This is a genomic window from Falsiroseomonas stagni DSM 19981, assembly GCF_900114315.1.
Lineage (GTDB): Bacteria > Pseudomonadota > Alphaproteobacteria > Acetobacterales > Acetobacteraceae > Falsiroseomonas > Falsiroseomonas stagni.
Genome location: NZ_FOSQ01000041.1, coordinates 1 through 1,182, shown reverse-complemented (window position 1 = coordinate 1,182; position 1,182 = coordinate 1). Strand labels below are relative to the sequence as shown.

At 66.5% G+C, this 1,182-nt stretch carries 2 protein-coding genes and 1 tRNA gene; 2 read left to right on the top strand and 1 reads right to left on the bottom strand.

Features of this window, described 5'->3' with window-relative positions:
• Positions 1-16: 16 nt before the first annotated feature.
• Both BM041_RS29660 and BM041_RS29655 read left to right on the top strand, forming a co-directional pair.
• Positions 17-90: transfer RNA gene (locus tag BM041_RS29660), tRNA-Met, on the top strand.
• 88 nt (positions 91-178) lie between these two features.
• Positions 179-760, top strand: coding sequence for a hypothetical protein (locus BM041_RS29655; RefSeq protein WP_092963675.1), 582 nt, complete (start codon positions 179-181; stop codon positions 758-760).
• 3 nt (positions 761-763) lie between these two features.
• Here BM041_RS29655 and BM041_RS29650 read toward each other — a convergent pair.
• Positions 764-1,182, bottom strand: a 419-nt coding sequence (locus BM041_RS29650) for an integrase core domain-containing protein (RefSeq protein ID WP_245762319.1), incomplete at its 5' end; no start/stop codon positions are given.

Here is a 1,182-nt window from a genome sequence, read left to right as displayed (position 1 = left end):
GAAACACACACACCACCGCGGGGTGGAGCAGCCCGGTAGCTCGTCAGGCTCATAACCTGAAGGTCACAGGTTCAAATCCTGTCCCCGCATCCCACGTTGCCAGTACTTCCCAAGAACGGCCGTTCTGCACACGCAGAGCGGCCTTTTTGCTGTCTGCCACCTGTCGTTCTCCGGCAGCGTGCAGCAGCGCCGCCACATCGCCGAGCAGGCTCAGGGACACCTCGCCGCGGCGCTCGCCTGGATGCACCAGCACGGCGTCAACCAGCGACCGCAATGCTTCGGTTGCGGCCAGCATGGTCTCCGGATCGGCCAGGGCTTCCTCCAGCGTCTCGACCTTGCGGCGGTACAGCGCCGGCAGATTCGGGTGCAGCACCGGCACGGGCTCCGGCAGTCCTGCGGCGACAATCTCGGCTTGCAGCGCCTCCCGGCAGCGCTCAACCTCCCGCAGTTCGTTCGCCATGGCCGGACTGCCATGGCCGTCTTTGATCAGTTCCAGCAGGTTGCGGATCTGCCGGTCGAGCTTGGTTGCCTGCGCCTCCAGCCCGGCCTGGCGGGCGCCGCGCTCGCGATTGACCGCGTTAATCTCGGCCACGTAGGTGGTCACGAATTCCTCGACGAGTTCCGGCGCGAGCAGCCGCTCCTTGAGGCCGACCAGCACCCTGATCAGGACCGTGTCGCGCGCCACCGCGCGGCGGTTCGTGCAGGTTCCGCGCTCCACATGGTTCGCGCAGCCCAGCCGGCGTGGACGGTTGGTGGATAGGGATCAGTTGTTCTCGGCCATGGCTCTGGCTTCGGATTCGATGGGCGAGAGATAGCCCAGGGCGGAACGGCGCCAGGTCGGGTTGTAGAAACCTTCGATGAAGGCGAACACGGCCATCCGGGCCTCGGCCTGGGACCGGAAGCTGCGGCGGTCCAGCAGTTCGCACTCGAGGGTGGCGAAGATTGCCTCGGCCATGGCGTTGTCGTAGGCGTCGCCGACCGAGCCGGTGGAGGGACGGACACCCGCCTCTTTGCCTCTCAAACCGAAGGCCACCGACGTATATTGGCTGCCCTGGTCCGAGTGGTGCACGACATCCGCGGGCTTCCTGTAAGCGTCAGCTGGTCCCGGCAGGTGACGCGGCGAGCTTGATGTTCCAGGGCAGGAGGTCGTCGAGGCGGTCGATGGTGTGGCCGCGGGCCAGA